Annotated in this window: 24 protein-coding genes; 9 read left to right on the forward strand and 15 right to left on the reverse strand. The window is 64.8% G+C overall.

What is annotated here, in order from left to right:
• Positions 1 to 12: 12 nt before the first annotated feature.
• The 3 genes from holA to leuS all read right to left on the reverse strand — a co-directional run bounded on the left by holA (position 13) and on the right by leuS (position 4,367).
• Positions 13 to 1,050: a DNA polymerase III subunit delta gene (gene holA / locus N7650_RS18405; RefSeq protein WP_009397949.1), complete on the reverse strand. Its 1,038-nt coding sequence runs from the start codon at positions 1,048 to 1,050 to the stop codon at positions 13 to 15.
• A gap of 35 nt (positions 1,051 to 1,085) precedes the next feature.
• Entirely contained in the window at positions 1,086 to 1,691 is a 606-nt protein-coding gene (gene lptE / locus N7650_RS18410) for an LPS assembly lipoprotein LptE (RefSeq protein ID WP_009397950.1), read from the reverse strand.
• 69 nt (positions 1,692 to 1,760) lie between these two features.
• Positions 1,761 to 4,367 (reverse strand): leucine--tRNA ligase, encoded by a 2,607-nt coding sequence (gene leuS / locus N7650_RS18415; protein WP_279899449.1) that lies wholly within the window; start codon positions 4,365 to 4,367, stop codon positions 1,761 to 1,763.
• A gap of 238 nt (positions 4,368 to 4,605) precedes the next feature.
• Between leuS and N7650_RS18420 the strand changes: the two genes are divergently transcribed.
• A complete protein-coding gene (locus N7650_RS18420; protein ID WP_009397953.1) occupies positions 4,606 to 4,923 on the forward strand; it encodes a hypothetical protein in 318 nt (105 codons plus the stop codon).
• Positions 4,924 to 5,046: 123 nt separating this feature from the next.
• Positions 5,047 to 5,808: a YdcF family protein gene (locus N7650_RS18425; RefSeq protein WP_279899450.1), complete on the forward strand. Its 762-nt coding sequence runs from the start codon at positions 5,047 to 5,049 to the stop codon at positions 5,806 to 5,808.
• Between the two features lie 55 nt (positions 5,809 to 5,863).
• Here N7650_RS18425 and lnt read toward each other — a convergent pair whose 3' ends face one another.
• From lnt to N7650_RS18445, 4 genes are read right to left on the reverse strand one after another with little or no spacing between them, the layout of a single operon-like run.
• Positions 5,864 to 7,381, reverse strand: coding sequence for an apolipoprotein N-acyltransferase (lnt, locus tag N7650_RS18430; protein WP_279899451.1), 1,518 nt, complete (start codon positions 7,379 to 7,381; stop codon positions 5,864 to 5,866).
• Between the two features lie 8 nt (positions 7,382 to 7,389).
• Entirely contained in the window at positions 7,390 to 8,229 is an 840-nt protein-coding gene (locus tag N7650_RS18435; protein WP_009394945.1) for an HlyC/CorC family transporter, read from the reverse strand.
• A 5-nt stretch (positions 8,230 to 8,234) separates the two neighbouring features.
• A complete protein-coding gene (gene ybeY / locus N7650_RS18440; RefSeq protein WP_009394942.1) occupies positions 8,235 to 8,729 on the reverse strand; it encodes an rRNA maturation RNase YbeY in 495 nt (164 codons plus the stop codon).
• The gene (locus N7650_RS18445; RefSeq protein WP_009394941.1) at positions 8,722 to 9,720 is read right to left on the reverse strand and encodes a PhoH family protein; all 999 of its coding nucleotides are present in this window, start codon (positions 9,718 to 9,720) and stop codon (positions 8,722 to 8,724) included. Before N7650_RS18445 ends, ybeY begins: the two co-directional genes overlap by 8 nt.
• A gap of 266 nt (positions 9,721 to 9,986) precedes the next feature.
• Here N7650_RS18445 and N7650_RS18450 point away from each other — a divergent pair, with 266 nt between their 5' ends.
• A complete protein-coding gene (locus N7650_RS18450; protein ID WP_009394940.1) occupies positions 9,987 to 10,313 on the forward strand; it encodes a DUF1820 family protein in 327 nt (108 codons plus the stop codon).
• Positions 10,314 to 10,319: 6 nt separating this feature from the next.
• Here the strand turns inward: N7650_RS18450 and N7650_RS18455 are convergent, their stop codons facing one another.
• The 4 genes from N7650_RS18455 to N7650_RS18470 form a co-directional block, all read right to left on the reverse strand.
• Positions 10,320 to 10,871 (reverse strand): tetratricopeptide repeat protein, encoded by a 552-nt coding sequence (locus N7650_RS18455; protein WP_009394939.1) that lies wholly within the window; start codon positions 10,869 to 10,871, stop codon positions 10,320 to 10,322.
• Between the two features lie 200 nt (positions 10,872 to 11,071).
• Complete coding sequence (gene hemL / locus N7650_RS18460; protein ID WP_279899455.1) at positions 11,072 to 12,355, reverse strand: glutamate-1-semialdehyde 2,1-aminomutase; 1,284 nt, start codon at positions 12,353 to 12,355, stop codon at positions 11,072 to 11,074.
• Positions 12,356 to 12,371: 16 nt separating this feature from the next.
• Positions 12,372 to 12,998 (reverse strand): thiamine phosphate synthase, encoded by a 627-nt coding sequence (gene thiE / locus N7650_RS18465; RefSeq protein ID WP_279899457.1) that lies wholly within the window; start codon positions 12,996 to 12,998, stop codon positions 12,372 to 12,374.
• Between the two features lie 27 nt (positions 12,999 to 13,025).
• Positions 13,026 to 13,823 carry a hydroxymethylpyrimidine/phosphomethylpyrimidine kinase gene (locus N7650_RS18470; protein ID WP_064302040.1) on the reverse strand — a complete coding sequence of 266 codons (798 nt, stop codon included), beginning with the start codon at positions 13,821 to 13,823 and terminating at the stop codon, positions 13,026 to 13,028.
• A gap of 259 nt (positions 13,824 to 14,082) precedes the next feature.
• Here N7650_RS18470 and N7650_RS18475 point away from each other — a divergent pair, with 259 nt between their 5' ends.
• The 4 genes from N7650_RS18475 to N7650_RS18490 all read left to right on the forward strand — a co-directional run bounded on the left by N7650_RS18475 (position 14,083) and on the right by N7650_RS18490 (position 19,975).
• Positions 14,083 to 16,035 carry a sensor histidine kinase gene (locus N7650_RS18475; protein WP_279899459.1) on the forward strand — a complete coding sequence of 651 codons (1,953 nt, stop codon included), beginning with the start codon at positions 14,083 to 14,085 and terminating at the stop codon, positions 16,033 to 16,035.
• Between the two features lie 97 nt (positions 16,036 to 16,132).
• Positions 16,133 to 17,785 (forward strand): acyl-CoA dehydrogenase family protein, encoded by a 1,653-nt coding sequence (locus tag N7650_RS18480; RefSeq protein ID WP_279899460.1) that lies wholly within the window; start codon positions 16,133 to 16,135, stop codon positions 17,783 to 17,785.
• Between the two features lie 66 nt (positions 17,786 to 17,851).
• Complete coding sequence (amn, locus tag N7650_RS18485; protein WP_279899462.1) at positions 17,852 to 19,324, forward strand: AMP nucleosidase; 1,473 nt, start codon at positions 17,852 to 17,854, stop codon at positions 19,322 to 19,324.
• Positions 19,325 to 19,330: 6 nt separating this feature from the next.
• On the forward strand, positions 19,331 to 19,975 hold the full coding sequence (locus N7650_RS18490) for an rRNA large subunit pseudouridine synthase E (RefSeq protein WP_279899463.1): 645 nt from the start codon (positions 19,331 to 19,333) through the stop codon (positions 19,973 to 19,975).
• Here the strand turns inward: N7650_RS18490 and N7650_RS18495 are convergent.
• Both N7650_RS18495 and N7650_RS18500 read right to left on the reverse strand, forming a co-directional pair.
• A complete protein-coding gene (locus tag N7650_RS18495; RefSeq protein WP_009394931.1) occupies positions 19,950 to 20,156 on the reverse strand; it encodes a DUF2788 domain-containing protein in 207 nt (68 codons plus the stop codon). The two genes, N7650_RS18490 and N7650_RS18495, sit on opposite strands and share 26 nt — an antisense overlap.
• Positions 20,157 to 20,194: 38 nt before the next feature.
• Positions 20,195 to 20,671 (reverse strand): Lrp/AsnC family transcriptional regulator, encoded by a 477-nt coding sequence (locus N7650_RS18500; RefSeq protein ID WP_009394930.1) that lies wholly within the window; start codon positions 20,669 to 20,671, stop codon positions 20,195 to 20,197.
• 396 nt (positions 20,672 to 21,067) lie between these two features.
• Between N7650_RS18500 and N7650_RS18505 the strand changes: the two genes are divergently transcribed.
• Complete coding sequence (locus N7650_RS18505) at positions 21,068 to 21,853, forward strand: DUF6515 family protein (RefSeq protein WP_279899464.1); 786 nt, start codon at positions 21,068 to 21,070, stop codon at positions 21,851 to 21,853.
• 118 nt (positions 21,854 to 21,971) lie between these two features.
• Here the strand turns inward: N7650_RS18505 and N7650_RS18510 are convergent, their stop codons facing one another.
• Both N7650_RS18510 and N7650_RS18515 read right to left on the reverse strand, forming a co-directional pair.
• Positions 21,972 to 22,844 (reverse strand): cation diffusion facilitator family transporter, encoded by an 873-nt coding sequence (locus N7650_RS18510; protein WP_279899465.1) that lies wholly within the window; start codon positions 22,842 to 22,844, stop codon positions 21,972 to 21,974.
• A 1-nt stretch (position 22,845) separates the two neighbouring features.
• Positions 22,846 to 23,265, reverse strand: coding sequence for a hypothetical protein (locus tag N7650_RS18515; RefSeq protein ID WP_009394927.1), 420 nt, complete (start codon positions 23,263 to 23,265; stop codon positions 22,846 to 22,848).
• 119 nt (positions 23,266 to 23,384) lie between these two features.
• Here N7650_RS18515 and hrpB point away from each other — a divergent pair, with 119 nt between their 5' ends.
• Positions 23,385 to 25,904, forward strand: coding sequence for an ATP-dependent helicase HrpB (gene hrpB, locus N7650_RS18520; protein ID WP_279899466.1), 2,520 nt, complete (start codon positions 23,385 to 23,387; stop codon positions 25,902 to 25,904).
• The last annotated feature ends 3 nt before the right edge of the window (positions 25,905 to 25,907 follow it).

Consider the following 25,907-nt stretch of genomic DNA (forward strand, 5'->3'; position numbering starts at 1 on the left):
ACCGCCGGTCCCTTACTCGGCAGGTAGCGCCAGGCGCTGGCCGGCCATCAGCAGCGAAAGGCGGGTCAGGCTGGTCCAGGGCGAGCCCTGGGCCTGGCCTTTGATCTGCGCATCGATACGCTGGGCGTCATACAGCAGTTGGCCCCAGCGTTGTGCCGAATGGCGCTGCAGGGCCTTGCTCATCAAGGGGCGCCGTTTGTCCCACACTGGCGGCCTGGCCTGGCTGAAGGCTTTTTCCAGCGGTACGCCCTGGCTGTACTGCTGGGCCAGGCCGACCAGCACCCGCAGCTCACGGGCCAGCGCCCAAAGAATCACCGGTGGTTCGACCCCTTCGCCGCGCAAGCCTTCGAGCATGCGCAGGGCATGGGCCGCTTCGCCGTTGAGCACTGCATCCACCAGGCCGAAGACATCGAAGCGTGCGCTGTCGGCGACTGCGCCCTGCACCGTTTCCACCGTGATGGTATTGCCGTCGGCGAGCAGCTTGAGCTTTTCGATTTCCTGGGCCGCCGCCAGCAGGTTGCCTTCGACCCGCGCAGCGATCAGCTCCACCGCATCCCGTTGTGCGGCAAGCCCGGCCTGGGCCAGGCGCTGGTTGATCCATTGCGGCAACTGCTGGGTGTCCACCGGCCAGATCTGGATGAACTGGACCTGCGCGCCCTCGACCAGGGCCTTGCCCCATTTGGTTTTCTGCGCGCTGCCGTCGAGCTTGGGCAGGCTGATCAGCAACAGGGTGTCGTCGGCGGGCCGCGAGCAATACTCGATCAACGCTGCGGCTCCCTTGTCACCCGGTTTGCCGGACGGCAGGCGCAGTTCCAGCACGCGCTTCTGGGCGAACAGCGAAAGGCTGGCGCCGGCCTGGAGCAGGGTGCCCCAGTCGAAGTTGGCATCGGCGCTGAACACCTGGCGCTCATCGAAACCTTGCTGGCGCGCGGCCAGGCGAATGGCATCGGCGGCTTCCTGGCACAGCAGCGGATCATCTCCGCTGACCACATAGACCGGGGCGAGGGCGCCTTGCAGGTGTTTGCCGAGTTGGGCGGGGGCGAGTTTCATAAAAAAGTCGGGGCGCCGAAGCGCCCCGTCCGGTCTCAGTTCGCCGGGATTTCCAGCGGCGATTGCTGGGGTTGTGCATCCTGGGCGCGTTGTGCCGCTTCCAGGGCTGCGGCTTCTGCCTTGGCACGCTCGTCGGCCTTGGCCTGTAGTTCGTCCAGTTGGGCAGGAGTCAGTTGCTGCAGGCGCAGGATCATCCGTTGTACCAGTTCGCGGCGCATTTCCTTGCGAATCTGTCCGGACTCCTGGCCGGAGCCTGTAATGTTGTTGCCGTCATACAGGTAGACCTTCTGCACTTCAAGCTTGTCGCTCAGCAGGACGGTGTTGTTGCGGCCCTGGATGTCGTAGCTCAACTGGGTTTGCAGTTCGTACTCCACCGAACGGCCGCTACCGGCATAACTGGCTGCACGCTGGGTTTCGGCCTCGTTGGTCAGAACCAGCCTGTACGGTGCGCCGCTATGGACGTTGACGCCGCTGCTCTTCAGAACGTCGCGCAGTTGGGTGACCGTCTCGCCGTAAGCGTTGCGCGCGCTGACCTCGAGCTCCTTGATCGCCAGCTCGTTGGTACCGGTGCCGCGCAGATGGAAACCGCAGGCGCTCAGCATCACGGCCAGGCCCATCACCAGCAGATTGCGTTTGATCATCTTGTTGCTCCCTGGAAACCTTGGGGACTTTTCTATGCGGGCGCCCCGCGGACGAGGCGCCCGTTCCTGTCAGTTGGCGACGATGTTGACCAGTTTGCCCGGAACCACGATGACCTTGCGGATGCTCAGGCCTTCGGTGAAGCGCAGCACGTTTTCGTTGCTGCGCGCAGCGGCCTCGACCTCTTCGCGGCTGGCACCGGCCGGCATGTCGATCTGACCACGCAGCTTGCCGTTGACCTGGATGACCAGCTGGATGCTGTCCTGGACCAGCGCGCTTTCATCCACGCTCGGCCAGCCTGCGTCGATTGCCGCGCCCTGGTGGCCCAGGCTCTGCCACAGGCCGTGACTGATGTGCGGCGTGATCGGGGCGAGGATCAGGGTGACCGCTTCCAGACCTTCCTGGATCAGGGCACGGTCAAGCTCGGTGGCTTGCGAGGCCTTTTCCAGCACGTTCATCAGGGTCATCACCTGGGCGATGGCGGTGTTGAACTTGTGATGCTGGCCGACATCGATGCTGGCCTGGCGGATCGCCGAGTGGGTGGCACGGCGCACGGCTTTCTGCGCGTCGTCCAGCGCCGAGAAGTCGGCCTTGGCCGGCAGCCCCTGGGCCACATGGGCCTGGGCCAGGCGCCAGACGCGACGCAGGAAGCGGCTTGCACCTTCGACACCGGAGTCGGACCATTCCAGGCTCATGTCCGGTGGCGAGGCGAACATCATGAACAGGCGGCAGGTGTCGGCGCCGTAGGCGTCGATCATGGCCTGCGGGTCGACGCCGTTGTTCTTCGACTTGGACATCTTCTCGGTGCCGCCGATTTCCACCGGCAGGCCGTCGGTCTTCAGGCGTGCGCCAATGATCTTGGCCTTGGCGTCGCGCTCGACCTCGACGTCGGCCGGGTTGAACCAGTCCTTGCCGCCGTTGGCTGCCACGCGGTAGTAGGTCTCGGCGACCACCATGCCCTGGGTCAGCAGGTTCTTGAACGGTTCGTTGGAGCTCACCAGGCCTTCGTCACGCATCAGCTTGTGGAAGAAGCGCGCATAGAGCAGGTGCAGGATGGCATGTTCGATACCACCGATGTACTGGTCCACCGGCAGCCAGTGGTTGGCCGCTTTCGGGTCGACCAGGCCACCTTCGTAGTTCGGCGATGCGTAGCGGGCGAAGTACCAGGAAGACTCGACGAAGGTGTCCATGGTGTCGGTTTCGCGTTTGGCCGCCGTGCCGCATTTCGGGCAGGTGCACTCGTAGAACTCGGGCATGCGCGCCAGTGGCGAACCGGCGCCGTCCGGAACCACGTTCTCCGGCAGGGTGACCGGCAACTGGTCTTCCGGTACCGGAACGTCGCCACAGGACGGGCAGTGGATGATCGGGATCGGGCAACCCCAGTAGCGCTGACGGCTGATGCCCCAATCACGCAGGCGGAACTGGGTACGCGACTTGCCCAGTTCCTTGCGGATCAGCGCGGCTTCGATGGCGTCGAAGGCGCCGGCGAAGTCCAGACCGTCGAACTCGCCGGAGTTGATCAACTGGCCATGCTCGCCGTAGGCGGCCTGCCACTCGCTGCCGACTTCATCGCCAGCGCTGGTGCGGACCACGGCTTTTATCGGCAGTTGGTACTTGCTGGCGAATTCGAAATCACGCTCGTCGTGGGCCGGAACGGCCATTACTGCGCCATCGCCGTAGTGCATCAGCACGTAGTTGGCGACCCATACCGGCAGCTTCTCGCCGGTCAACGGGTGACGGACCAGCAGGGAAGTGGCGACGCCTTTCTTCTCCTGGGTGGCGATATCGGCTTCGGCGACGCTGCCGCTCTTGCATTCGTCGATGAAGGCCTGCAGCGCCGGATTGCCTTGGGCGGCCAGGGTAGCCAGCGGGTGCTCGGCGGCAACGGCAACGTAGGTAGCGCCCATCAGGGTATCAGGACGGGTGGTGAAGACCTTCAGTGTTCCGGACTGGCCGATGCTGGCCTCGTCGTAGGGGAACTGCACTTCCATGCCGCGGGACTTGCCGATCCAGTTGCGCTGCATGGTCTTGACCTGTTCCGGCCAGCCCGGCAGCTCGTCGAGGCTTTCCAGCAGCTCGTCGGCATAGTCGGTGATCTTGAAGTAGTACATCGGGATCTCGCGCTTCTCGATCAGCGCGCCCGAACGCCAGCCACGGCCATCGATGACCTGCTCGTTGGCCAGTACGGTCTGGTCGGCCGGGTCCCAGTTGACGGTGCCGTTCTTGCGGTAGATCACGCCTTTCTCGAACAGGCGGGTGAACAGCCACTGCTCCCAGCGGTAGTAGTCCGGCTTGCAGGTGGTGACTTCGCGGGACCAGTCGATCGCCAGGCCGAGGCTTTTCAGCTGGGCCTTCATGTAGGCGATGTTTTCGTACGTCCACTTGGCCGGCGCTACGTTGTTCTTCATTGCCGCGTTTTCCGCCGGCATGCCGAAGGCGTCCCAGCCCATTGGCTGCAGGACGTTCTTGCCCTGCATGCGCTGGTAGCGGGCGATCACGTCGCCGATGGTGTAGTTGCGCACGTGGCCCATGTGTAGCTTGCCGCTCGGGTACGGGAACATCGACAGGCAGTAGTAGGTGTCCTTGCCTGGCTGTTCACTGACTTCAAAAGACTTGTGCTCGTCCCAGTAGGACTGGGCGGCGGCTTCGATTTCGCGGGGCTGATAGTGTTCGTGCATGGCTACTTTGCGCTGAGAGATGGGAGACCTTATCGAGGCTGGTCGCTGACCGTTTTCGCCCGGCGACAGGCCCTGGAGCGAACGCCGTAGCATACATGACCCCCAACGGTCGTGGGAAACCCTGATTGCATCGGAAGAGGGCGCAAAGGGCCGTTGGTCGCGGCGTCCGGCCCGTTTCGCGGGTGGCGCTAAGCTCATTCGTGGGGGAGATGAATTTTATCTTCAATGAGGTGAACGGATGGGAGAGTCGCAGCAACATGCACCGAAACCGGAAGTCTATGAACGCCTGATCGACCGCTTGGGGCTGGCCCTGGACGTGGCCCGCACCTCGCTGCGATTGCGCGATGAGATGCCCGCCGAACTGGAGTTGCGCGGCCTTAGCCGGGCCGAGTTCGACGTCATCAAGGCCTGGCTGGAAGCCGCTCCGGCACGGGGCCAGAAGATTTCCGTGGCATTACCCCCGGTAGAAACGCCCACCCCGGGCCGGGTCATCTGGCTCAAGGACCGGAAACGTTCCGCCACAGCGCTCAAATCCAGAACGCTGCACTGCAAATAACCGTTCAGGATATCAACGGCGCAGGACGGAGTGCGCCACGCGAAATTCTTTGCTCTGACCGGCGCCTGCTTCAAGCAGGCGCCGTTTTTCTTTAGGCTTGCGGCATTTCCCTGAAGATGCCCGATGCCGTTGCGCTTTTTCATCAAACAATGGTTGATGCCGCCTGGTGTGCTGCTGCTTTTGCTGCTGGCCGCGTGGTGGCTGCGCAAGTCCTGGCCGCGCACGGCGCGCCTGTTCTTTATCGGCGGGCTGGGCGGGTTATGGCTGATGAGCCTGCCGGTGGCAATGCAGCATCTGGCCGGGCGAATCGAGACCGTTCCGCCGCTGGCGATGAACGAGTGGGCAGGGTTGGCTGGCCGGGCGGATGCCATCGTGGTCCTGGGCTCCGGGCGTGAACGCGGTGATCCGGCCTGGGGCGGACAGGACCAGCCGACCGGTGTAGCCATCGAACGCATGCGCTACGCGGCGCAGCTGGCGAAGGCGTCGGGGCTGCCGCTACTGACGACCGGTGGCCTGCATTACGGCGCGCCGCCGAGCGAGGCGCGGCTGATGGCGGACTCGCTGCAACGGGATTTTGGTGTGCCTGTGCGCTGGCTGGAAGAAGAAAGCCGCACCACCTGGGAGAATGCCGAGCTGAGCGCGGCGATCCTCTTGCCGCAGGGCATCAAGCGTGTGGTGGTGGTAACCCAGGCCTGGCATATGCAGCGTTCGGTGCGGAGTTTCCAGCGTGCCGGCTTCGAGGTGGTGGGGGCCCCGGTGGGTTTCATGGGTATCGACAGTGGGCGGCCGTTCGGGGGTTGGGTGCCGGACAGCAAGGCGGTATGGCAGAACGGGCAACTGTTCAATGAGGTGGTCGGGTTGATCGGTTATCGGCTTTTCTATTGAGTTGTCCTTGATGGCCTCATCGCTGGCAAGTCGGGGCCATCAGAAACAGCACAGATCAGACGGTCCTGGCGATCCGGCTGGTAACCAGCGCCCAGCCCAGCAGCAAGGTGCAGAGAATGACCAGCGGCCACGAGCGCCATTGCAGATACGGCGTCAGTTGCCGCATCGGCACCACCTCCCCGTAGAGAATCCCGCGCTCGAACTGCGGAATCTGCGCGGTCACGCGTCCGAACGGGTCGATCAGCCCGGTCACCCCGTTGTTGGTGGCCCGAATCATCCAGCGCCCGGCTTCCAGTGCGCGCATCTGCGCCATCTGCAAGTGTTGCAGCGGTCCGATGGACTTGCCGAACCAGGTGTCGTTGCTGATGGTCAGGAGCATGTCACTGCGCGCCGCAAGGCTGGCGGCCAGCTCCGGGTAGACCACTTCATAGCAGATGAACGGCGCCAACTGGTAGCCCTTGGCCTGGAGCAATGCCTGGTCAGCCGGGCCGCGGGCGAAGTCGGACATCGGCAGGTCAAAGAATTCGATCAGGCCGCGCAGCAGGTCCTGCAGCGGTACATATTCGCCGAAGGGCACCAGCTTCTGCTTCAGGTAGGTTCCGTCGCCTTCGCCGATGGCGGTGATGCCGTTGAAGTAGCGACGCTGCCCATGTTCTAACAAGCGTACCGGAACCCCGGTGATCAGCGCCGAATGGCGGTCGCCGGCGAAGCCGCTCATCATGTCCAGGTATCCCTGGACGCTGTCCTTGAACACCGGCACTGCGGTTTCCGGCCAGACGATCAGATCCACCGGCTTGCTGGTGAAACTCATGTCGCGGTACAGCTCAAGCTGACGGCGCAGCTCGCTGGGTTCCCACTTGAGGCTTTGCTCGATATTGCCCTGGATCGCCGCTACCTGCAGGGGCTCACCGGAGGGTACGGTCCAGGCATGGCCCTTGAGGGCCATGCCGACTGCCCAGGGGCCGATCAGCAAGGCGATGCCCGCCGCCAGGAACGCCTTGCGCTGGCGCAGGCGGTGCAGGTTGCACAGCAGCGCGGCGGTCAGGGCCAGGGTGAACGAGATCAGCCACATGCCGCCCAGCGGCGCGAGGCCGGCCAGCGGTCCGTCGAGCTGGCTGTAGCCGGCATAGAGCCATGGGAAACCGGTGAGGAACCAGCCGCGGAACGCTTCCTGGGCCAGCCACAGCGCCGCGAAGCCAAGGGCATCGGCCAGCGGCGCCTCGTTGCGGCGCAACCAGCGTGCCCAGACCCACGCGGGCAGGGCGAAGAACCAGGCGATGGCGGCGAAGAAGGCGAGCATCAGCCCGCCGGCCAGCAGCGCCGAGGCGCCGCCGTAGTCATGGATGCTGACGTAGATCCACCAGGTGCCGGCGGCGAACAGGCCGAAGCCGTAGTGCCAGCCGCGCCATAGCGCCTGGCGCGGGCTCAGCTCGCGCAGGCCGAGGTAGAACAGGCCCAGGGCGACCAGGGCCAGGGGCCAGATATCAAAGGGGGCCAGCGACGGGGTGGTCAGGGCGCCGGCCACCATGGCCAGCAGGTTACCGGGCCAGCCGGGGCGGGTGATCCAGCGCATGGTTGTCCTTAACGGGTTACAGGTGTCAGGCGCAGCAAATGTATCCGGCGGCTGTCGGCGTTGAGGATACGGAAGCGGTAAGGCCCGATTTCAGTGGTTTCGTTGCGCTTGGGCAGGTGTCCGAAGGCGCTCATGACCAGGCCGCCAACGGTGTCGAACTCATCGTCGGAGAACTCGCTGTCGAAGAACTCGTTGAAGTTCTCGATTGGCGTCAGCGCCTTGATCAGGAAGTCGCCGCTGGGCAGGGGCTTGATGTAGCTGTCTTCCTCGACATCGTGCTCGTCCTCGATATCGCCGACGATCTGCTCCAGCACGTCCTCGATGGTCACCAGGCCAGCCACGCCGCCGTATTCGTCGATGACGATGGCCATGTGGTTGTGGTTGGCGCGGAACTCGCGCAGCAGCACGTTGAGGCGCTTGGACTCCGGCACGAAGGTGGCCGGGCGCAGCAGGTCCTTGATGTTGAAGCTGTCGCCATTCTCCTTGAGGATCAGCGGCAGCAGGTCCTTGGCCAGCAGTACGCCGAGGACATCGTCATGGCTTTCGCCGACCACCGGATAGCGCGAGTGCGCGGCGTCGATGATCGCCGGGAGGAACTCCCGCGGCGATTGCGAGGCCTTGATGCTGATCATCTGCGAGCGCGGCACCATGATGTCGCGGACCTGCAGGTCGGCGACCTGGATGGCGCCTTCGACGATGGTCAGGGCCTCGCTGTCGAGCAGCTTGTTCTGGTGGGCTTCGCGCAGCAGCTCAAGGAGCTCCTGGCGGTTTTTCGGCTCATGGGCAAAAGCCTGGGTCAGCTTGCCAAGCCATGACTTTTGCCCGTTGCTCGATCGATCTTCGCTCATGGCGGTTACTCGTGATCCTTGCTGTTTTCAGTGTGTGGGGTGTCGTCTTCGTCGTCGGCGTACGGGTCCGGATGACCCAGTTCGGCAAGCAACGTTCGTTCCAGTGCTTCCATTTCCTCGGCCTCATCGTCCTCGATGTGGTCGTAGCCCAGCAGGTGCAGGCAGCCATGGATCACCAGGTGCGCCCAGTGGGCCTCGAGGGCCTTGCCTTGCTCGGCGGCCTCGCGCTCGACCACCTCGACGCAGATCACCAGATCGCCCAGCAGCGGGATATCGAGCATGTCGTCGGGGACATCGGCCGGGAAGGACAGGACGTTGGTGGCGTAGTCCTTGTGCCGGTAGGTGTGATTCAGCTCGCGGCCCTCGGCTTCATCCACCAGACGGATGGTCATTTCCGAGTCCGCCGTGCGCTGGCGCAGGGCCAGCTCGCACCAACGGCGGAACAGGGCTTCGGCGGGCGCGGCTTTTTCAGTCGCGATCTGCAGGTCAAGTTCAAGCATTGCGCGGGGTGCCTTCGGCCTTGGCCTGCTGGTCGTCGAAACGCTCGTAGGCTTCGACGATGCGCTGTACCAATGGATGACGCACCACGTCCTTGGGCTGGAAGTGGGTGAAGCTGATACCCGGCACATCCTTGAGCACCTGGATGACATGGCCCAGGCCGGATTTGGTGCCGCGTGGCAGGTCTACCTGGGTGATGTCGCCGGTGATCACGGCGGTGGAGCCGAAACCGATCCGGGTGAGGAACATCTTCATCTGCTCGACCGTGGTGTTCTGGCTTTCGTCGAGGATGATGAAGCTGTTGTTCAGGGTACGGCCGCGCATGTAGGCCAGCGGAGCGATCTCGATCACCTGGCGCTCGATCAGCTTGGCCACGTGTTCGAAGCCGAGCATTTCATAGAGGGCGTCGTACAGCGGGCGCAGGTAAGGGTCGATCTTCTGCGCCAGGTCGCCGGGCAGGAAGCCGAGCTTCTCGCCCGCCTCGACTGCCGGGCGCACCAGCAGGATGCGCCGCACCTGCTCGCGTTCCAGCGCATCCACCGCGCAGGCCACGGCCAGGTAGGTCTTGCCGGTACCGGCGGGGCCGATGCCGAAGTTGATGTCGTTGCCGAGGATTTCCTTGACGTAGCGCTGCTGGTTGAGGCCGCGCGGGCGAATGGCGCCCTTGCGCGTGCGCAGCGACACGCTGACTTCGTTGACCGCTTGGTTTTCCAGCGCTTCGACGGAAGATTCCTGAAGGAACAGGTGGACCATTTCCGGCGACAGCTCGGTGGCCTTCGTCTCGCGATAGAGGCGCCGCAGCAGTTGCTCGGCGGTGGAGGTGACCCGGGGGTCGCCGATCAGTTCGAACTGGTTGCCGCGGTTGCGGATCTCGATGGCCAGGCGCTGTTCGATCAGGCGCAGGTGCTCGTCGAACTGGCCGCACAGGTTGGCGAAACGGTGAGCTTCGAAGGGCTCGAGAATGAAACGATGGGGTTCGATGGGTGCGTTCAAGGTTGTTTTAAGCCGCCCTTGGGCAAGAAATATGATTTCAAGAATAACCTCGACTGCCTGGCGGCGAAAGCGCTGAAACGATCAATGGGGGCGTGGCCGTCCGGGCTGTCGATCGGCTTGGACATTGTCGCAGCGGAAGTTGACGATTCGGTTATGCCGGTCGGCGCGGTTCATGCGGGAGCAGGCAAGCCAGCTCCTACCTGCCGGGCAAGGCCCCTGTGCTATTATTCGCCACCTTTTTTACAGCCATTTTTCCCCTGCCGAACATGACCAAGCGCGAAGCCCCCATCTACAAAGTGATCTTCCTCAACCAGGGCCAGGTGTTCGAGATGTATGCCAAGCAGATCTACCAGAGCGACCTGTGGGGTTTCCTGGAGATCGAGGAATTCGTCTTCGGCGAGCGTACCCAGGTAGTGGTCGATCCGAGCGAAGAGAAGCTCAAGGCGCAGTTCGAAGGCGTGACCCGCAGCTTCGTGCCGATGCATTCGATCGTGCGTATCGATGAAGTGGAGCGCCTGGGTACGCCGAAGATCAGCGAGGCCAAGGGCGGCGGCAATGTCATGCCGTTCCCGATGCCGATGCCGGAAAGATAGGACGCGTCAGGGAAGCGGCGAGAAGGGCGTGCGGCCGTCGGCGGACTGAAGTTCCAGCAGGTATTTGCGGAAGATCTGGCCCAGCACCTGGGTGGCGTTTTCCAGTTCGTCGCGCGGCATCCGCGCCGAGACTTCGTCGGCCTCGTCCAGCGCATCCTCGGCACCGTTGACCGCGGCCATCTTCAGCAGGATGTAGGCCTGCACGTTGTTGGCCGAAACGCCTTCGCCGCGGGCGAACATCATTCCCAGCTTGTATTGCGCATCGGCGTGCCCCTGTAGCGAGGCCTGCTCGAAGTAGCTCAGCGCCTGGTTCAGGTCGCGGGTGGTGTTCTTGCCGTCGAAATAGAATTCGCCCAGCTCGTATTGGGCCTGGGCGTCACCGGACTGGGCGACCTGCTTGCAGCGGGTCACGGCGTCGGCGAGTTCTTCGGGGGACGTATTCAGGGTGCAGCGGCCCGTGGTGGGGATCAGCAACGAGTTACCGCCTGCCGCGATGGCCAGCAGGGGCTGAAGTAGCAACAGGCAGCCCAGGGCAAGGGCGCGGCCGGCGCGGTTCATGGTGATCGACTTACCTCTGCAAAGCTGCGGCCAAAGTGTGTCTGGTGGCACATTATGGGTTAAGCAGCGCCCACCTTACAAAGTCTTTACCAGATTTTCTGCCATCAAGGCGCAATTCGGTCATAAGGCTGCGGGGCTTTCTTACAAGACAGGGGCGAAAGGCTTACAAGCCTGCGCCCCTGTCTTTCACCGCAGATGCCTTATTTCAGGACGGCAAACGCCCGCTCGGCGGCATCCAGGGTGATCTTCAGCTCGGTCTCGCCGTGGGCGATCGAGGTGAAGCCGGCTTCGAAGGCACTTGGCGCCAGGTACACGCCGCCTTCCAGCATCAGGTGGAAGAAGCGCTTGAAGCGGTCGACATCGCTGCCCATCACGTCGTCGAAGGTGACGATATCGTCGGCGCCGGTGAAGTACAGGCCGAACATGCCACCGGCCTGGGTGGTGACGAACGGCACGCCCGCCGCATCGGCGCGCTGTTGCAGGCCGTCGAGCAGGCTGCTGGTGAATGCGCTCAGCTCGTCATGGAAGCCCGGACGGCTGATCAGCTTCAGGGTAGTCAGGCCGGCGGCCATGGCCAGCGGGTTGCCGGACAGGGTGCCAGCCTGGTAGACCGGACCCAACGGGGCGATCTGTTCCATGATATGGCGCTTGCCGCCGAAGCAGCCCACCGGCATGCCACCGCCGACGATCTTGCCGAAGGTCGACAGGTCGGGGGTGACGCCGTAATGCGCCTGGGCGCCGCCCAGTGCAACGCGGAAACCGGTCATCACTTCGTCGAAGATCAGCACCACGCCGTGCTGGTCGCACAGGCTGCGCAGCCCTTCGAGGAAGCCGGGCGCCGGCGGTACGCAGTTCATGTTGCCCGCCACCGGTTCGACGATGATGCACGCCACGTCCTGGCCGACCTTGCCGAGCATCTCGGCGACCGCGTCGATATCGTTGAACGGCAGGGTCAGGGTGTGCTTGGCAAAGGCCGCCGGCACGCCGGCCGAGCTGGGCACGCCCTGGGTCAGCAGGCCGGAGCCGGCTTTCACCAGCAGGCTGTCGGAGTGGCCGTGGTAGCAGCCTTCGAACTTGATGATGCTGTCGCGGCCAGTGAAGCCGCGCGCCAGGCGGATGGCGCTCATGGTGGCCTCGGTGCCGGAGCTGACCATGCGCACCATTTCCATCGAGGGCACCAGCGAGCAGACCAGGTCGGCCATCTCGGTTTCCATGGCGGTCGGAGCGCCATAGGACAGGCCGTGGGCCAGTTGCCTGCGCACCGATTCCAGCACGTCCGGATGGCTGTGGCCGAGGATCATCGGGCCCCAGGAGCCGACATAGTCGACATAGCGCTTGTCGTCTTCGTCGGTGACGTAGGCACCCTCGGCATGCTTGAAGAACAGCGGGGTGCCGCCGACGCTGCGGAAGGCGCGCACGGGCGAGTTGACGCCGCCAGGGATGTGTTTCTGGGCGCTGGCGAACAGGCTTTCGGAACGGGACATGGAGGTTCCTCGCAAATCAGATACTGGAAAAAAGGGCGTTGAAGGCACGGGCGCGGCGGGTCACTTCCTGCGTGCTGTCGGCACCGAACAGGCCATGGATCACCGCCAGCAGGTCGGCACCGTGCTCGACCAGTGGCGCGGCGTTGTCCAGGGTGATGCCGCCGATCACCGCCACCGGCAGCTTGACCCGCGCCTTGGCCTGGCCGATCAGGGCGAGGTCGGCGGCGGGGGCGCCGGGTTTGGTCAGCGAATTGAAGAAGCGTCCGAAGGCGACATAGCTGGCGCCTTCCCGGCTGGCCTGTTCGGCCAGCTCTAGTTGTGCGTGGCAGGTGGAGCCGATGATCGCATCTTTGCCGAGCAGGGTACGCGCCGGCGTCAGCGGACCGTCGGTCTGCCCCAGGTGTACGCCGACGCCCAGGCGCGCGGCCAGTTCGGCGTCGTCGTTGATGATCAGGCGCGTCCCGTAGCGTGCGCACAGGTCGCGCAGGGTCTCGGCCTCGCGCAGGCGGCGGGCCTGGTCGTTGCTCTTGTCGCGGTATTGCAGCAGGGTCACCCCGCCTTCCAGCGCGGCTTCGACATAGGGAAGAAAGCGTCCCGCCAGCAGTTGGCTGTCGGTGATGGCATACAAACCGCGGAGCTTCATTACAGGTGCCTCACAGCGAGTCTTGCTTCAGGAGCAGAAATCCAGGGGCAGGCGACGGGGCACGTATTGGCCCTTGCCCAGTTGTTCGGCGTCGCGCAGGGTCCGCCAGGTGTAGTCCAGCGCGGTGCGCACCGCGCTGTGCAGTTGCTCGCCAAGCGCCAGGCGACCGGCCAGGGCGCTGGCCAGGGTGCAGCCCGAGCCATGGTAGCTGCCCGGCAGGCGCTGGCAGGTCCAGGTGTGGCGCTGGCCATCGCGGCTGTACAGGCGGTTGTGGATCTCGGTCTCGTCGCCGTGACCGCCGGTGATCAACAGGTGCTCGACATACGGCAGCAGCTTTTCCGCGCACTCGTCGGCCGTGCCCTCCGGCAGTTCGGCGAGAATGCGCGCTTCCGGCAGGTTGGGCGTGGCGATGGTGGCCAGCGGCAGGAGCCGCTCGCGCATGGCGTAGCCGACTTCGTCCTTGCCCAGCCGCCCGCCGCCGCCGGCGCGCAGCACCGGGTCGCAGACCATCGGCAGGTGCGGGTGGGCACCGAGCAGTTCGACCACGGTATCGACCATTTCCAGCGAGCCGAGCATGCCCAGCTTCACCGCGGCGACCTGCGAGTCGGCCAGGACGATGTTGGCCTGGGCCAGTACCCATTCGCGGTCGAGCACGCGGAAGTCCTGGACGTTGACGGTATCCTGCACGGTCAGGGCGGTCACGGCGGGAGCGGCGTGACAGCCCTGGGCGATCAGGGCTTCGATATCTGCCTGCAGGCCGGCGCCGCCACTGGGGTCGTGGCCGGAGAGACAGAGGACAACGGGGCGGGAGCTGTAGGTATTCATAGGTGCGCGAGCTTACCACCAAACGCTTTTGCCGGGATGTCCGTCATACGGGGCTTTTCTGATCGATTGGACAGGAATTTCCCTGCGCATGGCCGTAAGTACCGAGCCAGAGCCCCCGGGGACGACCTTGTCCCGCCTGCTGGCGATTCAATACCGCTGTGCTAGAGTGCTTCGAAAATGACATCAGGCTCTGCCGGATCTCGTCGTCTCACAAGGACTGGGGCTTACGACGCGACCGTACAGGCCACGCTGGGGCTGTATGCGCTATCTGCTGATCGTTGTACTGGGCTGGCTGCCTTTGCTGGCCGGAGCCGTCGACTTCGACGACTCGACCCGAACCCTGCCCCTGGGCCGCGTCATGCAGGTGTTCGAGGACGCTGACGGTAGCGCCTCCATCGAACAGGTCAGTTCGCCTTCCTTCGCCGCCTCCTTCAAACCGCACCAGGCCGACGTGCTCAACGCCGGGTACTCGACTTCGGCATTCTGGCTCAAGGTCGATCTGCACTATCTCGCCATGCCCCAGGCCGCGCCGCGCACCTGGCTGCTGGAGCTGGCCTATCCGCCGCTCGATCACCTGGAACTCTATCTGCCGGACGCCAACGGCCGCTACCGCCTGGTCCAGCGCACGGGGGATGCCTTGCCCTACGCCAGCCGGCAGATCGAGCAGGCCAACTACGTTTTCGAATTGCCGATGCAGCCGGACCAGCAACTGACCGCCTACCTGCGCCTGCAGAGCGAAGGCTCGGTGCAGGCACCGCTGAGCCTGTGGGCGCCCCGCGCCTACCTGGAGGCGCTGCCGGGCAAGATCTACGTGCTCGGGCTGATCTATGGCGTGCTGCTGGGCATGCTGGTCTACAACCTGTTCATCTACATCAGCGTCCGCGACGTCAGTTACCTGTGGTACATCCTCTACATTGCCTCCTTCGGCCTGTACCAGCTCTCGGTCAATGGCGCCGCCGTCGCCTATTTCTGGCCGGACAGCCCCTGGTGGGCGAACGCGTCCACGCCGCTGTTCATCGGTGCGTCGGGGTTGTTCGGGTGCCTGTTCGCCCGCAGTTTCCTGCGCATGGCCAGTATTGGCCCGGCATTCGATGTTCTTTTGCAGGGGCTGGCGGCCTGTTCGGCACTGGTCATGGTGATCTCGCTGGCTTGCGGCTATGGCCTGGCCCTGCGCCTCGCTACGCTGCTGGCTCTGGCCTTCACCCTGAGCATCTTCGCCGCCGGATGGTTCGCCTGGTGGCGTGGCTTGCGGGTGGCGCGCTATTTCATCGTCGCCTGGTCGGCCTTCCTGGTCGGCGGGATGGTCAACACGCTGATGGTGCTTGGTCATTTGCCCAATATGTTCCTGACTATGTACGCCAGCCAGATCGGCGCCGCGCTGGAGGTCGGCCTGCTCTCGCTGGCGCTGGCCGACCGGATCAACGCCATGCGCGAGGAAAGGGCCGCGGTCCTGCGCGAGGCCGGGCAGAAACTGGAACTGCTCAATCGGCAACTGGCCCACAGCAACGAACTCAAGGACCAGTTCCTCGCCACCGTTACCCATGAGCTGCGCACCCCGATGAATGGCGTGATCGGCTCGCTGGAACTGATGCAGACCCAGCCGATGGGCGCGGAACTGGGGCAGTACCAGCACACCGCCAGTATCGCGGCGCATGACATGCTGCGCATGATCGACGACATTCTCATCCTCAGCGAACTCCAGGCCGGGCGCCTGGTGGCCAGGGCCGAGCCCTTCAGCTTGCGCGGGCTGGTCCAGGAACTGCGCACACGCTTTATCTCACCGGCCATGGACAAGGACCTGTTGCTGCACCTGGACGTGGCCGACAACCTTGCCGACCGCCTGCTGGGCGACCGTCACAAGCTGGCCCTGTGCCTGGGTTACTTGCTCGACAACGCGATCAAGTTCACCCATCGCGGAGGGGTGAGCCTGCACGTGCGCGGCCAGGCCAGCCAGCATCTGCTGGCCTTGACCTTCAGCGTGCGCGACAGTGGCATCGGCTTCGTCACCCTCGACGACTCGCTGCTGTACCAGCGCTTCTTCCAGGTCGATGGCTCCATGAGCCGGGAATACGGCGGCCTCGGTATCGGCCTGGCGATCTGTCGCCAGCTTGCCGAGCTGATGGGCGCGCGCCTGGGCCACAACTCGGTGCCGGGGCAGGGCAGCAACTTCGAACTGAGCATCGTGCTGGCGTTGGCAAATGCCGCTGGATAGGGGATATATCGCACCGCGTTAGGCGTTTTTGTCACTTTGTGCCGGGGGCAGGGCGTGATTCACTGGTTTTTCGGACACGTCCTATCAGGAGCCCCCGATGAACCTGCATCAGTACGCTGAAACCCACGAAGTCACCAACCAGCCGCCATCCCTCGATGGCGCCAATCTTTACCGCCTGGACCTGCCGTTGCAGGAGTGGGGGCGCAGGTACGGAGCCGGTTGGGCCGAGTCGCGGATCGATGCCTACGGGGCGTTGGCCGGTGGGCCGCTGATGGAGGCCGGCTTTCTTGCCAACCAGAACAAGCCGCAGTTCGCCAGCCACGACCGTTTCGGCCATCGCATCGACCTGGTGGAATTCCATCCCGCCTATCACCAACTGATGCGCACGGCCATCGAGCATGGGCTGCCGTCGCTGCCCTGGGCCGAGCCTCGGGACGGTGCCCATGTCGCGCGGGCCTGCATGACCTACCTGCACAGCCAAGCCGAAGCCGGTAGCGGCTGCCCGCTGACCATGACCTTCGCCGCCGTGCCCGCCTTGAAGCTGCAGCCGGAACTGGCCGAATACTGGCTGCCCAAGGTCCTCTCCCGCGAATACGACCCGCGCAATGTCGGCGACCGGCACAAGGCCGGGGTGACCATCGGCATGGCCATGACCGAGAAGCAGGGCGGCACGGATGTGCGCGCCAACACCACCAGGGCGTATGCGGTGGGTGCTCCCGGTCCGGGCCAGGCCTATGAACTGGTCGGCCACAAATGGTTCTGTTCGGCGCCGATGTGCGATGCCTTCCTCACCCTGGCCCAGACCGACAAGGGCCTGAGCTGCTTCCTCCTGCCGCGCCATCGCCCGGACGACGAGCGCAACCAGTTCTATATCCAGCGCCTGAAGAACAAGCTCGGCAACTGGTCCAATGCCTCCAGCGAAGTGGAATTCCGCGGTGCCCTGGCCTGGATGATCGGCGAAGAAGGACGCGGCGTGCCGACCATCATCGAGATGGTCGCCATGACCCGCTTCGACTGCATGGTCGGCTCCAGTGCGTTGATGCGCCAGGCCCTGACCCAGGCGGCGCACCACTGTGCCCATCGCCAGGTTGGTGGCCGGCTGCTGGCGGACCAGCCGCTGATGCAGAACGTCATCGCCGACCTGGCCCTGGAAAGCGAGGCCGCGCTGGCCCTGAGCCTGCGCATGGGCCAAGCGCTGGATCATCTCGACGACCCGCAGCAGGCGCATTTCTCGCGCCTGGTGACGGCGGTGGGCAAATACTGGATCTGCAAGCGCGCCCCGGCGATGATCAACGAAGCCGCCGAATGCATGGGCGGCGCGGGTTATGTCGAAGACAGCATCCTGCCGCGGCTCTACCGCGAAGCGCCGGTCAACTCCACCTGGGAGGGCTCCGGCAACGTTCAATGCCTCGATGTGCTGCGTGCCCTGTCCAAGGAGCCGGGCGTGCTCGACAGCCTGTTCATCGAGCTGGGCGACGGCCACGGTGACCGCCGCCTGGCCACGCATATCGCCAACCTCAAGGCCGCTTTCAGCGACACCAGCGATATCCAGTACCGCGCCCGCCAACTGACCGAGGACATCGCCGTCGGCCTGCAGGCGAAGTTGTTGCTGGAAGCCGGCAACGCCACGGTCAGCGACGCCTTTATCGCCAGCCGCCTGGGCGAGGGCGGGCGGGTCTACGGCACCTTGCCACGGGGGATCGACGTTGCTGCGCTGGTGCAGCGCTCGACGCCGAACTGGCCGCTGTGAACGTGCGTGCCTTTGCAACAGGATGTAGGCAAGATGGAAGCCTGCATGTCAGACAGGAAGTAACCCGTGAGCCGTTTTGATGAAGCCTTCGTTGTCGTAGAAACCGCCGAGCAAGCCGTCGATCGTCTGGCGACCCTGCACCAGACCGCCACCGACGCCTTGAGCCAGGCGCTCAAGCGCTACCTGAAGGACCGCACCGAGCCGAACGCCGAGGAGCGTTCGCTGTTTCGCTATCCCGAACTGCGCCTGACCTATCACTACCATGGCGAGGTACCCGCGACCACGCGGGCCTACGCCAAGGTCCAGCTGCCGGGCACCTACAGCGTCACCGTGACCCACCCGGCGGCTTTCCGCAGTTATCTGCTGGAGCAGTTGCGCCCGTTGATGAAGGACTTCACCGTCAAGGTCGAAGTGGGCGTCAGCGAGCAGAGCATTCCTTATCCGTATGTGGTCGAGCAGGGCGACGAACTGGCCGGCTCCGGTATCACCGCAGCCGCGCTGGCGCGGGTTTTCCCGAGCACCGACCTGTCCGCTGCCACCGACGGTATCGCCGATGGTCTGTACGACTGGGGCAGCGCCGAAACCCTGCCGCTGGCGCTGTTCGACGCCGCGCGGGTGGACTTCTCCCTGCGCCGCATCGTGCATTACACCGGCAGCGACTGGCGCCATGTGCAGCCGTGGATCCTGCTGACCAACTATCACCGCTATGTCGACCAGTTCATCAGCCATGGCCTCGAGCAACTGCGTGATGATCCGCGCTTCGTGCGCATGGTCCTGCCGGGCAACGTGATCATCGAAAAGTCCATGGACAACGGCGAGGCCCAGGCGCTGGTGGCCGGGGTGGTCTGGCACCGCTACCAGATGCCGGCCTATCACCTGATCGCTGCCGACGGCGACGGCATCACCCTGGTCAATATCGGTGTCGGCCCGTCCAACGCCAAGAACATCACCGATCACCTGGCGGTACTGCGTCCGCATTGCTGGCTGATGATCGGCCACTGCGGCGGCCTGCGTCAGTCGCAGACCATCGGTGACTACGTGCTGGCCCACGCCTACATGCGCCGCGATGGCATCCTCGACCGCGTGGTACCGCCGAACATCCCGATCCCGGCCCTGGCCGAAGTGCAACTGGCGTTGCAGGAAGCGGCGGCACAGGTCACCGGCGAGCGTGGCGACGAATTGAAGAAGCGCCTGCGTACCGGCACCGTGCTTACCTACGACGACCGCAACTGGGAACTGCGCTGGGCCGAGGAGCGACCGCTGATCAACCTGTCCCGCGCCGTGGCGGTGGACATGGAAAGCGGCACCATCGCCGCCCAGGGCTATCGCTTGCGGGTACCGTACGGCACGCTGCTATGCGTTTCGGACAAGCCGCTGCACAGCGAGATCAAGTTGCCGGGGGCGGCCAACGCTTTCTACAACCGTGCGGTCAGCCAGCACCTAAAGATCGGCATTGCCGCCCTCGACCTGCTGCGCACCGAACTCAACTCGTTGCACTCGCGTAAACTGCGCAGTTTCGACGAGCCGCCGTTCCGCTGAGGTTTCATGCCGCTACCCCCACGCAACACGCCGCGCCGCCCTGCGGCCAAGCCCGCCGGTCCGCGACGCCCGCCCAAGGCGCCGCCGGCCGAGCCGCGGTTGATCCTGTTCAACAAGCCCTTCGACGTGCTGACCCAGTTCAGCGACGGCGAGGGGCGGGCGACCCTCAAGGATTTCATCGCGGTGCCCGGCGTCTATCCCGCCGGACGCCTTGATCGTGACAGCGAAGGCCTGTTGCTGCTGACCAACGACGGCCAGTTGCAGGCGCGTATCGCCGATCCGAAGCACAAGCTGCCCAAGACCTATTGGGTACAGGTGGAAGGCGAGCCGAGCGAAGAGCAGATCCAGCGCCTGCGCGACGGCGTCGAGCTGAATGATGGCCCGACCCTCCCGGCCCAGGCCCGCCCACTGGACGAGCCGCAGTTGTGGCCGCGCAATCCGCCGGTGCGTTTTCGCAAGAGCGTGCCGACCAGCTGGCTGGAACTGGTCATCAAGGAAGGCCGCAACCGTCAGGTGCGGCGCATGACCGCGGCGGTTGGCTTGCCGACCCTGCGCCTGGTGCGGGTGAGGATCGGCGACTGGACACTGGATGGCCTGGAGCCGGGCCAGTGGAAGGACATGCCGGTTACTGGTGCAACTCGATCCAGGTGATCACCACGCTTTTGATGATGAAGGCGAGGATGCCCAGGCCCAGCACGAAAAACAGGATGAAGGTGCCGAACTTGCCGGCCTTGGACTTCTTCGCCAGGTCATAGACGATGAAGCCCATGAAACCAATCAGGACGGTGACGAGGATGGTCATCATCCACTCTTCGAACAACACAGGATCCATCGATTCTCTCCGGCAGCGTGAGGCGCCGGATTATACGCCTATCGCAGGTGGGTCAGTGGTAGCTCGGTACTGGCCAGAACCTGATTCAGGACAAAACTCGAGCGCACGCTTGTGACACCCTCGATCCGGGTCAGGTGGCCGAGCAGCAGTTTCTGGTAATGATCCATGTCCGGCACCACCACCTTGAGCTGGTAGTCGGCGTCCATTCCGGTGACCAGGCTGCACTCCAGCACCTGCGGCAGGTTGCGGATCGCCGCCTCGAAGGTTTCGAAGCGCTCGGGCGTGTGCCGGTCCATGCCGATCAGCACGTAGGCGGTCAGGCTCAGGCCGAGTTTCTTGCGGTCGAGCAGGGCGACCTGGCGGGAAATGAAGCCGTCGTCCTCCAGCTGCTTGACCCGCCGCGAGCAAGGCGACGGCGATAGCCCGATGCGCTCGGCGAGTTCCTGGTTGGAGATGCGCGCATCACGCTGCAATTCGGCAAGGATGCTCAGGTCGTAGCGGTCCAGCTTGCTCATGGGAAGGGCCTTTTCTGTACGGATTGCTGGCAATTATTAATATTTGGCAAAAAATTGCGCAAGTGGTGTTTATATCCGCAATCTTCGCAATCCTCTGCCGGCCCGGTTTTCCTAATATTGTTTCCAGAATCACTGCCCGGACACACGTCCACGGCGACCTCCCCAATCAGGAGGGTCGCGGCCAGCAATCCCACAGGGTTGTGCTTGGCCCCCGGGCTGCACACGGTCCACAAGACAGGTGTGAGGTGAGCCGGCGTCACGAGCGTCGAGCCAGGACAAGTTTCTCGAAGGGCGACCCATGGGTCGCCCTTTTTTATGGGCAAGATTTCACCTGCCGAGCCGGAGCGCCCCTGCTAGAGTGGCCGAACGATCATTACCACCGGTAGAGAACAAAGCATGACATCGCGTATCTGGCCGCTGGCTGCTGTCGGCCTGCTGTGCCTGAGCCTGAACGTAATGGCCGAGGGCGAGCATGACCGGCGTGGCGAGTCGCCCTTGCAATCCAAGCCGGGCGAGGCCTGGCAGACCCAGCCACCGCGCCAGGGCTACTACCAGGACATTCCCCGCCGCAACGACGGCAACCCGCACTGGCAAAACGGCCCGCGTGGCGAACAGCCGAACTGGGCCGGGCGTCCAAGCGGGCATGGCAACGGCTGGGGGCCGGGGCCGCAGTATCGGCCTGGGCACAGCATCGACCGTTTTCCGGACCGCTACTGGAAAGTGCCTTATCGCGGGCAGGATTATTTCTACTCGGGTGGTTATTGGTACCGGCCGCATGGCGCGGGTTATGTGGTGGTGACGCCGCCTTATGGCGTGCGGGTGACCTACCTGCCGGACTATGCGCGGGAGATGTGGATTGGCGGGGCGCTGTTCTTCCTGGTGGCGGATACCTATTACCAGTACCAGCAGGCCAGCCAGGAGTATGTGGTGGTGAACCCGCCGCAGGTGCAGCAGCCGGTGCCGGTGCAACAGGGGAGCGGGTATGACGTGATCGCCTACCCGATGCAGGGGCAGTCGCCACAGCAGCAGGAGCAGGATCGCTACCAGTGCCATCGCTGGGCAGTGGACCAGAGTGGATTCGATCCGTCCTATGCCAACCAGGCGCCGCCGGCGCAGGTGGCGGATACCTATCGCCGGGCGATGGGCGCTTGCCTGGCTGGGCGCGGGTATAGCGTCAACTGAAGACTTGCTGTGTGTTCGAGGGCCCTATCGCTGGCAAGCCAGCTCCCACAGGTTTCGCGGCGCACGCTGTACCCTGTGGGAGCTGGCTTGCCAGCGATGAGGCCCTAAAGAACACCCACTAAACCGGATCTGCATGCACCAGCACTTCAGCCCGCGGATACTCCCGGCTGATCGCCGCCGAAGCCTCTTCGCACAACGCATGCGCGCGTGTCAGCGGCAGTTCCCCCGGCAACTCCAGATGGACCTGCACGAACCAGCGATTCCCCGATACCCGCGTACGCAGGTCATGCGCCCCGACCACCCCGGGCACCGCGCAGACCAGCGCCAGCATCCGTTCGCTGACCTGCGCCGGCAGCTCTTCGTCCATCAAGGTGGCAAAGCTCTCCCGGGCGATAGTCAGGGCGCTCCAGAGGATGTAGACCGCAATCCCCAGCCCGAAGAACGCATCCAGTTGCGGCCAGCCATACGCAGCCAGTACCAGCGCCACAAGGATGCTGCCATTGAGTAGCAGGTCCGAGCGGTAATGCAGGGAGTCGGCGCGTACTGCCGTTGACCCGGTTGCCCGTATCACCCGCCCTTGCACTGCCAGCAGTGCCACTGTCAGTACCAGCGAAAGCAGCATCACCACCACGCCGAGCCCGGTGTTGCCCAGCGGCTGCGGGTCCTGCAAGCGCTCGAAGGCCTGGAACGCGATCAATACCGCACTGACACCGATGAACAGCGCCTGCGCCATGCCCGCCAGCGACTCGGCCTTGCCATGCCCATAGCGATGATCCTCATCCGCCGGGCGCAGGGCATAGCGTACCGCCAGCAGATTGAGCAATGACGCCGCGCCATCGAGCAGCGAGTCGGTCAACCCCGCCAGCAGGCTGACCGAACCGCTCAACCACCAGGCGACGGCCTTGCTGACGATCAGGATGCACGCCACCGCCAGCGAGGCGCGGGTGGCGAGGCGCAGCAGGCGTGCGTGTTCGCTGGAGTGGTCGGTCATGTCAGGCGGCGGGGACCAGGCCGTACATGGCCAGTTGTTCCAGGCTGCCCTTGTGCTGGATCAGGCGCGGGTCGTTCAGCGGCAGGCGCTGGCCCAGTTCGCTTTCGAGGATGACCTGCAGGCGGGCGTTGTCCACCTTGCCGTCGGCGCCGATGGCTTCGTCGAGTTTTTCCGGCGACACCTGCGCGGTGCTGCCGCCAGGCAGGTAGATGGCGCCGGTGGCGAAGTCGACGCCGAAGGCGATCAGGCCGGGAATGACGTAGAACAGGATGCCGACGGCATCGAGGGCGACGATCACCGGATCGACCTTGCCTTCGATCTGGCCGCGGCGATCAGGGTAGAACAGGGTGCCGCAAGCCGTGAGCTGGGTCAGCAGGGTCGCGACCAGGATGCCACCAGTGACACGGGAAGGAATACGCATTGAAAGTCTCCGCAAGGATAGCCGCAACGATACCGGCAAAAGGCCGGTGCCAGTGGATAAGACCATGATAGGGCAGGCCGGGTTCGCCGTTATACTCGCCCCTCTGTTTGAGGGCTACCATGATTTCCTTACCGATTGATGCCGTACTGCCATCGTTGCGCGAAGCCCTGGCCGAACGTCACGAAGCCGTGCTCGAAGCGCCGCCCGGCGCCGGCAAGACCACCCGCGTGCCGCTGGCGCTGCTGAACGAGCCGTGGCTGGCCGGGCAGACCATCCTCATGCTCGAACCCCGCCGCCTTGCCGCCCGGGCCGCCGCCGAGCGCCTGGCCAGCGAGCTGGGGGAAAAGGTTGGGGAAACCGTGGGCTACCGCATCCGCCTGGACAGCAAGGTCGGCCCGCGCACCCGCATCGAAGTGGTCACCGAAGGTATCCTCACCCGTCGCCTGCAGGATGATCCGGCGCTGGAAGGCGTTGGCCTGCTGATCTTCGATGAATTCCATGAGCGCAGCCTGGACGCCGACCTGGCCCTGGCCCTGAGCCTGAACGGCCGCGAATTGCTGCGAGACGAGCCGCCGCTGAAGATCCTGTTGATGTCCGCCACGCTCGAAGGCGAGCGCCTGTCCGCGCTGCTCGACGATGCCCCGGTGATCAGCAGCGAGGGCCGCATGTTCCCGGTGCAGATGCACTGGGGCCGGCCGTTCCAGCCAGGCGAACGTATCGAGCCGCGGGTCACCGACACGGTGTTGCAGGCACTGGACGAACAGAGCGGCAGCCTGCTGGTGTTCCTGCCCGGGCAAGCGGAGATTCGCCGGGTCCATCAATCGTTGCAGGAGGCCTTGGACGAGCGTACGGATATCCTTCTTTGCCCGTTGCATGGCGAGCTGGAACTGTCCGCCCAGCGCGCCGCCATCGAACCGGCGCCGGCGGGCAAGCGCAAGGTGGTGCTGGCGACCAATATCGCCGAGACCAGCCTGACCATCGACGGCGTGCGCGTGGTGATCGACGCCGGGTTGGCGCGGGTGCCGCGTTTCGACCCGGGCAGTGGCATGACCCGTCTCGACACCCAGCGCATTTCCCGCGCCAGTGCCACCCAGCGCGCAGGACGGGCGGGGCGCCTGGAGCCGGGCGTGTGCTACCGGCTGTGGTCCGAGACCCAGCATGAACAGCTCGCCGCCTATGGCAGCGCCGAGATCATCCAGGCCGATCTGTCCGGGTTGGCCCTGCAACTGAATCGCTGGGGTGTGACGCCCGAGCAGTTGAGCTGGCTGGACACGCCGCCGGCTGCGGCCTACAGCCAGGCCCAGGATCTGCTGCGTCGACTGGGCGCGCTGAGCGAAGGGCGTCTGACCGCCCACGGCCAGGCCATGGCCGAACTGCCGGCTCATCCCCGTATTGCCCACCTGTTGCTGCGTGCCCAGGACCTTGGCCTGACCGCCATGGCCTGCGATGTCGCCGCCTTGCTCGGCGAGCGCGACATCCTGCGCGGCGTCGGTGCTGATCTGCACAGCCGCCTGAGCCTGCTCAGTGGCGAGACCCGGGCCGATCGCGGCAGCCAGGGCGGGGTGCAGCGGGCCCGGCAACTGGCGCGGCAATATCGTGGTTTCCTGCGCGACAAGCCCGGCGCAGCGGTGGCCGACCCGGAGCATCCGCGCTGGCTCGGCGCCTTGCTGGCGCTGGCCTATCCCGACCGAGTCGCCCAGCAGCGGCGCGCCGGCGGGGCCGAGTACCGCCTGGCCAACGGGCGCGCCGCGCAATTCGGCGAGGTCGATGCGCTGATGAAGGAACCATGGCTGGTGGTCGCCGACCTGGGCAGTCGCCAGGGGCAACGGGAGGAGCGGATCTACCTCGCCGCTGAACTTGATCCCGGCCTGTTCGAAAACGTGCTGGCCGAGCAGGTCAGCGTGGTGGAGCAACTGGAGTGGGATGAAAAGGAAAACGTCCTGCGGGCCGAGCGCCAGCGCAAGGTCGGCGAGCTGGTTCTCGGTCGTGAACCGCTGACCGGGCTGGATGACGATGCACGTGCCCGCGCCTTGCTCGATCTGGTCCGGCGCAAAGGCCTGGCGCTGTTGCCGTGGACGCCGGAACTGCGCCAGTGGCAGGCGCGGGTCGCCTTGTTGCGACAGCTCGATCTCGCCAACGGCGGCGACAGCGAATGGCCCGACCTGAGCGACGACGCGCTGCTGGCGACCCTGCCGGACTGGCTGCAGCCCTACCTGGGCAAGGTCACCCGCCTCAGCCACTTCGCCAACCTCGACCTTTCCTCCATCCTACGCAACCAACTGCCCTGGCCGCTGCCGCAGCGCCTGGACGAATGGGCGCCGGTGCATATCGGCGTGCCGTCGGGTTCGAATATCCGCGTCGATTACAGCGAGCACCCGCCGGTGCTGGCGGTGCGCATGCAGGAACTGTTCGGGCTGGCGGACACCCCGCGCATCGCCCAGGGCCGGCAGAAAGTCCTGCTGCACCTGCTGTCCCCGGCACGGCGGCCGGTGCAGGTGACCCAGGACCTGGCGAACTTCTGGCGCAGTACCTACGCCGAGGTAAAGAAGGACCTCAAGGGACGCTATCCGAAGCATTACTGGCCGGATGATCCACTGGTGGCCGAGGCCACCGCGCGGGCCAAGCCGCGCGGGACCTGAGGG

It is taken from the genome of Pseudomonas sp. GD04058 (genome assembly GCF_029836855.1).
Classification (GTDB): Bacteria; Pseudomonadota; Gammaproteobacteria; order Pseudomonadales; family Pseudomonadaceae; genus Aquipseudomonas; species Aquipseudomonas bharatica.